The 7,965-nt window shown below is 64.7% G+C and carries 6 protein-coding genes; 2 read left to right on the top strand and 4 right to left on the bottom strand.

Going from position 1 to position 7,965, the window contains the following annotated elements:
- Nucleotides 1–128 precede the first annotated feature (128 nt).
- From NKJ58_RS18020 to NKJ58_RS18005, 4 genes are all read right to left on the bottom strand, one after another.
- Nucleotides 129–1,079 (bottom strand): carbohydrate ABC transporter permease, encoded by a 951-nt coding sequence (locus tag NKJ58_RS18020; RefSeq protein ID WP_023711245.1) that lies wholly within the window; start codon nucleotides 1,077–1,079, stop codon nucleotides 129–131.
- Nucleotides 1,076–2,023, bottom strand: a complete 948-nt coding sequence (locus NKJ58_RS18015) for a carbohydrate ABC transporter permease (RefSeq protein ID WP_031198535.1) — start codon at nucleotides 2,021–2,023, stop codon at nucleotides 1,076–1,078. The genes NKJ58_RS18020 and NKJ58_RS18015 overlap by 4 nt, the downstream gene beginning before the upstream one ends.
- A gap of 229 nt (nucleotides 2,024–2,252) precedes the next feature.
- Nucleotides 2,253–3,584: an ABC transporter substrate-binding protein gene (locus tag NKJ58_RS18010; protein ID WP_023684201.1), complete on the bottom strand. Its 1,332-nt coding sequence runs from the start codon at nucleotides 3,582–3,584 to the stop codon at nucleotides 2,253–2,255.
- A gap of 254 nt (nucleotides 3,585–3,838) precedes the next feature.
- Nucleotides 3,839–4,537, bottom strand: coding sequence for a PIG-L deacetylase family protein (locus NKJ58_RS18005; RefSeq protein ID WP_352853557.1), 699 nt, complete (start codon nucleotides 4,535–4,537; stop codon nucleotides 3,839–3,841).
- A 26-nt stretch (nucleotides 4,538–4,563) separates the two neighbouring features.
- Here NKJ58_RS18005 and NKJ58_RS18000 point away from each other — a divergent pair, with 26 nt between their 5' ends.
- Nucleotides 4,564–5,454 (top strand): DMT family transporter, encoded by an 891-nt coding sequence (locus NKJ58_RS18000; RefSeq protein ID WP_352853555.1) that lies wholly within the window; start codon nucleotides 4,564–4,566, stop codon nucleotides 5,452–5,454.
- Nucleotides 5,455–5,494: 40 nt separating this feature from the next.
- Nucleotides 5,495–7,957 carry an ATP-dependent helicase HrpB gene (gene hrpB / locus NKJ58_RS17995; protein WP_352811506.1) on the top strand — a complete coding sequence of 821 codons (2,463 nt, stop codon included), beginning with the start codon at nucleotides 5,495–5,497 and terminating at the stop codon, nucleotides 7,955–7,957.
- Nucleotides 7,958–7,965 lie beyond the last annotated feature (8 nt).

The raw sequence follows: 7,965 nt of genomic DNA, 5'->3' as shown, positions 1-7,965 counted from the left end.
CCTCCCCCCTCGGGTGGGATTGTATGGGAGCCTGGTTGATTGATGTTCGCGCCCTTCCTATACCCCGTCGTGCGGGTGTGTGGGTTCTAGCTATGCGCGACGGTGTGGGGGTCGACCTGGCACACCAATCATTTGCGCACCGCCCCAAAAGTGATGCCGCGCAGCAATTGTTTGCGAAGCAGGATGGTGAAGACCAGGATCGGCACCAGGAAGATGGTCGTGCCGGCCGCCACCGCCGGCCAGTCCTGGCCGCCTTCGCCGATGATGGTCGGGATGAAGGGCGGCGCGGTCTGCGCGGTGCCGGAGGTCAGGAGTGCGGCGAACGCATATTCGTTCCAGGCGAAGATCAGGCAGAAGATGGCGGTCGCGGCGATGCCGGTAGTCGCTTGCGGCAGCACGGTGCGCCAGAAGGCCTGCAGCCTGGTATAGCCGTCGATCATCGCCGCTTCCTCATACTCGCGCGGGATCTCGTCGATGAAGCCTTTCAGCAGCCACACCGCGAGTGACACGTTGACCGCGGTGTAGAGCAGGATCATGCCCAGCGCGGTGTCGGACAGGCCGAGCTCGCGGTACATCAGGTAGATGGGAATCGCGACCGCGATCGGCGGCATGAAGCGCGTCGACAGGATGAAGAACAGAAGGTCGTCGGCCAGCGGCACCTTGAAGCGCGAGAAACCATAGGCAGACAGCGTGCCGAGGAAGACCGCGCAGAAGGTCGAGCCGAAGGCGATGATCAGCGAATTGACGAAGCGCGGCAGGAAATTGGACGGGCCGGCAATCACCATGTTGCGCTTGCGCGAGGTCTCGTCGCAGAAACCGGTCGCGGGTCCGAGCGAGTTGATATACTCGGGCGTTTGCCTGGTGCGCGTCGTGAACAGGTTGCAATAGCCCTCGATGCTCGGCTGGAACAGAATCTTGGGCGGATAGGCGATCGAATCCGGCGGCGTCTTGAAGCTGGTGGCGAAGATCCACAGCAGCGGCACGATCGAGATCAGCGCGTAGAGCACGATGATCGTGCCGGCGATCCGCTTCGAATTGGCCGAGGGGGCGACGACGGAGTGGGCGGTGGTCAGGCTCATCTCTGCTTCACCTTGTTCAGCGCCTTGACGTAGATGTTGGCCAGCCCAAACACCGCGACGAACAGGATGATGGCGAAGGCCGAGGAATATCCGGTGCGCCAGCTCTCGAACGCCTGCCGCTTCAGCGTGATCGAGGCGACCTCGGTGGTCGAGCCCGGCCCGCCACCGGTCAGCAGGTTGACCATGTCGAACATCTTGAAGTTCTCGATGCCGCGAAACAGCACCGCCAGCATGATGAAGGGCAGCGCCATGGGCAGCGTGATCGACCAGAACTGCCGCCAGTTGGACGCGCGGTCGACCTCGGCGGCTTCATAGATGTATTCGGGGATGGAGCGCAGGCCGGCGAGACAGATCAGCATGACATAGGGCGTCCACATCCAGGTGTCGACGATGATGATCGACCACGGCGCCAGCGACACGTTGGACAGCATCTGGATGTCGGTCGGTGGTATCCGGGTGACGAACGAGATGGCGTAGGCGAACAGGCCGATCTGCGGCTCGTAGAGGAAACGCCAGAAATTGCCGACCACCGCCGGCGACAGCATCATCGGCACCAGGATGATGGTCGTCCAGAAGGCGTGGCCGCGAAACTTCCTGTCGATCAGCCATGCCAGCGTGAAACCGATCAGCGTCTGCAGCAGGATCGTCCAGAACACGAAATGCGCCGTCGTCTGCATGGCGATCCAGATGTCCTGGTCGCCGAGGATGCGCTGGTAGTTGGCGAAGCCGAGGTTTTTCACCACCTCGTTCGGGCGGTTCGCGCGGAAGTTGGTGAAGGACAGGTAGATCGCCCAGAACAGCGGGAAGATGTTGATGGCCAAGAGCAACAGGATCGTCGGCGAGATGAACAGCCAGGCGAGGCCCTTGTCGCTGATCCCCCGGACCTTGCGGGCCAACGGCTCCGGGGTCGCCCGGGCAACGTTCTCCGCAGTCCGATTGAGCATGGTGAGTCCTGCTTCGGTCACGTCAAGTCTCGACACTGGAATTTATCTGAACTGCGTCCCGTGCCAAGGGCAGCACGGGGCCAAGAGCATGATGCCGAAAAGTGTGAAGCGGTTTTCGGACGACATCATGCTCTCTCTCTTTTTAGCCCTGAGGCGGATGATTTCTGATCGATTCGGCCTGAAAATCATCCGCCTCTGGGGTCAGGCTCGGGAGGAGCCGTTGGTCCGGTTACATCTTGCCGTCGTCCTGGAACACTTGCGTCCAGTCCTTGACCAGGCCGTCAAGCGCGTCCTTGGCCGAACCCTGGCCGGCAACGACATAGTCGTGGAAGCGCTTCTGCGACGCCTGCAGCAGCGGCGCGTAGCTCGGCTCGGCCCAGAAGTCCTTCACGATCGCCATCGAGTCGAGGAAGGTCTGCGCATAGGGCTGGCTGGACGGGAAGGCCGGGTCCTTGACCACCGCGTTCAGGCAGGAATAGCCGCCGAGCGACCACCATTTGGCCTGCACATCCTTGTTGGCGAACCACTTGATGTATTTCAGCGCCGATTCCTGCTTGTCGGAATAGGACACGACCGAAATGCCCTGGCCGCCAAGCTGCGCAAACTGGGCGCCGCCGGGACCCTTCGGATTGACGAAGTAGCCGATCTTGTCACCGCCGACATTCTCGTCCTTCTGCAGGCCGGGCCAGGTGAAGGCGAAGTTCATGTGCATGGCCACCTGACCGGATTTGAAGGCGTCGACGCCTTCGCCCATATAGCTGTTCGAGGCACCCGGAGGCGTGCAGCAATCGTAGAGCGACTTGTAGAACTCCAGGCCTTTGACCGCGTCTGGCGAATTGACGAAGCCTTCCATCTCGTAGGGCTTCTTGGGGTTTTCATACTGGAAGCCGTAGCTGTAGAGCACGTCCATGGCGCCCATGGTGATGCCTTCCGAGCCACGCTCGGTGTAGATCGAAGCGCCATAGACGGTCTTGCCGTCGATCTCGCGCTTCTGGAAGAACTCGGCGACCTGCTTCAGCTGGTCGAAGGTGGTCGGTGGGCCGAGGTCCCAACCATACTTTTCCTTGAATTCCTTCTGCAGTTCCGGCTTGGAGAACCAGTCCTTGCGGTAGGTCCAGCCGACGACGTCGCCCATGGCCGGCAGCGCCCAGTAGTTCGGCGTGTTCTTCGGCCATTCGGAATAGCCGACGACGGTTGCCGGCACGAAGTCGTCCATGCTGATCTTCTCCTTGTCGAAGAAGTCGTTCAGCTTGACGTAGTGGCCGTTCTCGGCCGAGCCGCCGATCCACTGGCTGTCGCCGATGATCAGGTCGCACAGTTTGCCATGCGAGTTGAGCTCGTTGAGGAAGCGGTCGGCATAGTTGGTCCACGGCACGAATTCGAATTTCATGCCGATGCCGGTTTCCTTGGTAAAATCCTTGGACAGTTCGACCAGCGCGTTTGCCGGATCCCAGGCGGCCCAGCAAAGCGTCAGGTCTTCAGCGTGCGCCGCGTTCGAGACGGCTGTCGACGCGGTAATCGCCGAGGCCAGCCCCAACGCCAATTTCAAGCTCGATTTCATGCCTTCCTCCCATTTGCGAAACGCGCCCGGATGGCCGTTTCAAGAACCCCTCAACCCTCGCTCCTCCGAGGGGCTAAACACGGCGCGCTATGCGTCGCCAGGGCGGCGCGGTGCGCCGCAGATGTTTAGTAATTTGTTTAGTGATGCAATTTTTACTAAACAAGGCAAGCGAATTCGTCGCTGCGCCGCAACATGGCGAAACGGCGATTGAAATCGTTGGGAAATGATTGCCGGACGGCTCGCCCGGAAGTTGCTTAGCCGGGGTCGCCTATAATTTTCGTCTGCGGCGTCACCGGCCGAACAGGGGGCGCGGGCGGCAGCAGCGCGCGGATGTCAGCGAAGGGAAAAGTCGGCTCGAATCGGAAGGCCTCGGCCAGGGAGCCGGGAACGCTGTTGCATTGCCCGGCGCGAAACTCATTCTGAACGCGCGCTCTGTCGACATATTGCTCCGGCCACTGCGATTGGTGCGCTCGGATCGCCTGCGTCTTGATATCGCGGTAGGCGGAAATGTCGACATAATGCGTCGGCGCAAAGCCGGTGCCGCCCATCGTGTCGGCATGCAGCACGGGGACGCCGAACGAGGCCGCGATGCGCACGCCGTCCGACAAAGCACGATGGTCGGCGTGATAGTCGTTGGGGGCATGCGTGATAACCAGATCCGCCGCGGTCTCGCGTATCAGCGCTTTCAGCGAAGCGATCAGTGCCGCATCAGCCACCAGTTCGCCGTCGGGAAAGTCGAGAAAGCGAAGGGTTGCGCCGAGCAACGCCGCAGCGGCCGCCGCCTCGTCGCGGCGGACACGAGCCAAAACGCTCGGGTCGCCCATGCCGCCCCTGGCGCCATCCGTGGCCACGGCAAAAGTCAGTTCTGCGCCTTGCGTGGCATAGGCAGCCAGCGTACCGAACATGAATATCTCGATGTCGTCGGGATGCGCGCCGAGCGCCAATACCTTCACTGCACTCTCCCCGGAAATGGAAAAACGTGACGAACGGAATCCTGCTCGCCCTCATCGCCTATGCAAGCTATTCGTGCAGCGATGCCGTTATCAAGAGCCTTGGCGGACAGTTCACCGTCTTCGAGATCGGCTTCTTCATCACGCTGTTTGCCGGCTGCTTCCTGTTTTTCAGCCGCCCAGTCGATGAGCGCTGGCGCGACTTCTGGCGCACCGGGCGGCCATGGGCGGTGCAGGCCCGCGCCTGGGCCGGCATCGCCTCGGGCGTGCTCAGCGTCTACGCCTTCACCACCATTCCGCTGGCCGAGACCTATGCACTGATCTTCCTGGCGCCGCTTTGCGTTACCATTCTCTCGACCGTCATCCTGAAAGAAAAGGTCGGTCCATGGCGCTGGCTGGCGGTGGTTGCCGGCTTTGCAGGTGTCATGCTGGTGGTGCGGCCAGGTTTTCGCGAGTTGCATCTCGGACACCTTGCCGCCTTCACGGTGGCCTTCCTTGCCGCGGCCAGCGTCATCCTGATGCGGTCGCTCGCCCAGCAGGAAAAGCGCACCACCATGCTCGGCGTGCTCATCGGTTACGGGCTGCTGTTCAACGGGGCCGCCACCATCGCCACATCGTTCACCCTCCCCAACGCCATGCAACTGCTGTGGCTGGTGCTGGGCGGCGCCTTTACCGCCGGCGGCCAATTGCTGCAGCTGCTGGCCGCCAAATACGCGCCGGCCAACCGCATGGCGCCGACGCATTATTCGCAGATCGTCTGGGCGGTGATCCTCGGTGCGTTGTTCTTCCAGGAGTATCCGGACTGGATATCGCTGGTCGGCTTGGCCGTCGTTGGCGCGTCTGGCCTGCTCACCATGGTGCGCGAGGAGGTGCGGCTGGGCACGGTGCGCTGGAACCCGTTTTCACGCACAAGGCTTTGAGCCGTTGCACGGTTGTGGTGACCGCTGATATGCGGACGCAATGACGACGAGATCCTTGCCGGAGCTTCCGGTATCCGCCGTGCTGCCGGCCCTGAGCGAGGCGCTCGGCTCCGGCAACAGCGCCGTCCTGGTGGCGCCGCCCGGCGCCGGCAAGACGACGCTGGTGCCGCTGGCGCTGCTCGATGCGCCCTGGCTGGTCGCCGGCAAGATCGTCCTGCTCGAACCGCGCCGGCTCGCCGCCCGCGCCGCCGCCCGCCGCATGGCCCAATTGCTTGATGAAGAGCCCGGCGCCACTGTCGGCTATGCCATGCGCATGGAAAACCGCACATCGGCCCGGACAAAAATCCTGGTCGTCACCGAAGGCGTCCTGGCGCGCATGATCCTAGACGATCCCGAGCTGCCCGGCGTCTCGGCGGTGGTTTTCGACGAATTCCACGAGCGCTCGCTCGACGGCGATTTTGGCCTCGCTTTGGCGCTCGATGTGCAGGGCGCGCTGCGGCCCGATTTGCGCTTGCTGGTGATGTCGGCAACGCTCGATGGCGCGCGCGTCGCGAAACTCCTGTCCGGCGCCCCGGTGATCGAAAGCCAAGGCCGTGCGTTCCCCGTCGATGTCAGATACGACGAGCGGCCAGCCGGCGTTCCCATCGAAGACGCCATGGCCAAGGCGATCCGCTCCGCTCTTGCCGGCGAGAGCGGCAGCGTGCTCGCCTTCCTGCCGGGACAGCGCGAGATCGAGCGCACGGCCGAGCGGCTGCAGGGCCGGCTCGGCGCCGACACCGACATCGTGCCGCTCTACGGCCAGCTCGACAACAGGGCGCAGGATGCCGCCATCAAACCGGCGCCGCCCGGCCGCCGCAAGGTGGTGCTGGCGACGTCGATCGCCGAGACCTCGATCACCATCGACGGCGTGCGCGTCGTCATCGATTCCGGCCTGTCGCGGCTGCCGCGCTACGAACCGGCGAGCGGCCTGACCCGGCTGGAGACGGTGCGCGTTTCCAGGGCGTCCGCCGACCAGCGCGCCGGTCGCGCCGGACGCACGCAGCCAGGCGTCGCCATCCGCCTTTGGCGGGCCGAGCAGACGGCGGCCCTTCCCGCCTTCACCCCACCCGAGATTCTCGAAGCCGACCTGTCCGGCCTGCTGCTCGATTGCGCCGCCTTCGGCGTCGCCGATCCCGCAAGCCTGTCCTTCCTCGATCCGCCGCCCATTCCCGCGCTCAACGAGGCGCGGGCGCTGCTCCTGGCGCTGCACGCCATCGATGCAGCCGGCCGGCTGACGGAGGCGGGCGGCGCGATGCGCAAGCTGGCGCTGCCCGTGCGGCTCGCACACATGGTCGCTGAAGCCGCTGGCGGCGGCCACGCGCTCGAGGCTGCGATGCTAGCCGTCCTGCTCACCGAGCGTGGCCTTGGCGGCGACGGCGCCGACCTCGAACGGCGCCTGATGCGCTTCCGCACGGAAAAGTCACCGCGCGCCGTTGCGGCAAGGCAGCTTGCCGAACGATTGGCGAAGCAGGCGGGCGGCGCCAAGAGCAGCGAAGCCGCTTCTGCCGGTCTTCTCCTCATCCACGCCTGGCCGGACCGTGTCGCCAGAGCGCGCGGCGAGCGCGGGCGTTTCGTGCTGGCCAACGGCTCCGGCGCCATGCTCGACGCCGCCGATCCGCTGGCCGGTGAGAGCTGGCTGGTCGTCGCCGATCTGCAAGGCAAGGCGCAAAATGCCCGCATCACGGCGGCGGCAGCCGTTGACGAGGCCGATATCCGCGCCGCACTCTCCGACAGGATCGAGACGCGCCGCGAGACAAGCTTCGACCGCGAGCGGCGCGCGGTGCGCGTGCGCGAGACCGCCAGGCTCGGCGCCATCACTTTGTCGGAGCGCATGCTGCCCGCACCAACTGGAACAGACGCCGACCGCGCCATCCTGGATGCCTTGCGCGAGCACGGCCTGTCGCTGCTGGAATGGGGCAAGGACGGCGAGACGCTGCGCCAGCGCCTAGGCTGGCTGCATCGCGGCCTCGGCGCGCCCTGGCCCGATGTTTCGGAAGCCGCCCTGCTCGAACGCCTCGACGACTGGCTGCTGCCGTTCCTGTCGGGCAAGGCGTCCTTCGCCGCCATCGACCCCGGCACGCTGTCGTCGGGCCTGATGGCGCTGGTGCCGCACGAATTGCAGCGCAAGGTCGGCACACTGGCGCCGACCCATTTCGACGCGCCCTCCGGCAGCCATGTGCCGATCCGCTATGACGGCGAATGGCCGGTGCTGGCCATCCGCGTGCAGGAACTGTTCGGCCTTGACCGCCATCCGGCAATCGCCAACGGCACCGTGCCGCTGACGCTCGAGCTGTTGTCGCCGGCGCACCGGCCGATCCAGACGACGCGCGACCTGCCCGGCTTCTGGCGCGGCTCCTGGGCCGATGTGCGCACCGACATGCGCGGCCGCTATCCCCGCCATGTCTGGCCGGAAAATCCGCTGCTCGCTGCGGCCACCGCCCGCGCCAAACCGCGAGGGACCTAGCGCTCGTC

The sequence above is a fragment of the Mesorhizobium sp. M0139 genome (genome assembly GCF_040322455.1).
Taxonomy (GTDB): domain Bacteria; phylum Pseudomonadota; class Alphaproteobacteria; order Rhizobiales; family Rhizobiaceae; genus Mesorhizobium.
The sequence above is the reverse complement of the archived record's forward strand: the minus strand, read 5'-3'. Positions and strand labels throughout refer to the sequence as shown.